The organism is Nocardia takedensis NBRC 100417 (assembly GCF_000308695.1).
In the GTDB taxonomy this organism is placed as follows: Bacteria; Actinomycetota; Actinomycetes; order Mycobacteriales; family Mycobacteriaceae; genus Nocardia; species Nocardia takedensis.
This window is the reverse complement of sequence record NZ_BAGG01000041.1, coordinates 1-1,003: the sequence shown is the minus strand read 5'-3', so window position 1 is coordinate 1,003 and position 1,003 is coordinate 1. Positions and strand designations below refer to the sequence as shown.

Here is a 1,003-nt window from a genome sequence, read left to right as displayed (position 1 = left end):
CCTGTCCAACGCCGCCACCCAGATCCTCTACGAAGGCACCCCCAACCACCCCGACCAACACCGCCACTTCCAGATCATCGAAAACTACCGCGTCACCACCTACTACACCGCTCCCACCCTCATCCGCACCTTCATGAAATGGGGACGCCACATCCCCGACACCCACAACCTGTCCAGCCTGCGACTGCTCGGCTCGGTCGGCGAACCCATCAACCCCGAAGCCTGGCGCTGGTACCACACCGTCCTGGGCAACAACACCACCCCCATCGTCGACACCTGGTGGCAAACCGAAACCGGCGCCATCATGATCACCCCCCTCCCAGGCATCACCCACACCAAACCCGGCGCCGCCATGACACCCCTGCCCGGCATCAGCGCCGAAATCGTCGACGACAACGCCCAACCCCTACCCACCGGCACCGACACCACCGGCTACCTCGTCCTCGACCAACCCTGGCCCGCCATGGCACGCGGCATCTGGAACGACCCCCAACGCTTCACCGACACCTACTGGACCCGCTACCAAACCCAAGGCTGGTACTTCGCCGGCGACGGCGCCCGCCGAGACACCGACGGCGACCTCTGGATCCTCGGCCGCATCGACGACGTCATGAACATCAGCGGCCACCGCATCTCCACCGCCGAAGTCGAATCCGCCCTCGTCGGCCACTCCGGCGTCGCCGAAGCCGCCGTCGTCGCCGCCACCGACACCACCACCGGCCAAGCCATCGTCGCCTTCGTCATCCTCACCACCCACACCCAAACCACCCACAACACCACCGAACTCACCACCGAACTCAAAAACCACGTCGCCACCACCATCAGCCCCATCGCCAAACCCCGCGACATCCACATCGTCCCCGAACTCCCCAAAACCCGCTCCGGCAAAATCATGCGCCGCCTCCTCCGAGACATCGCCGAAGGACGCCAACTCGGCGACACCAGCACCCTCGTAGACCCCACCGTCTTCGACAACATCCGCGCCCACAACGCCTGAACACGG

1 protein-coding gene is annotated in these 1,003 nt (G+C 65.2%); it reads left to right on the top strand.

From position 1 onward, the window contains the following. Positions 1-997, top strand: a 997-nt coding sequence (locus ON30_RS09660; RefSeq protein ID WP_040705921.1) for an AMP-binding protein, incomplete at its 5' end; no start/stop codon positions are given. Positions 998-1,003: the final 6 nt, after the last annotated feature.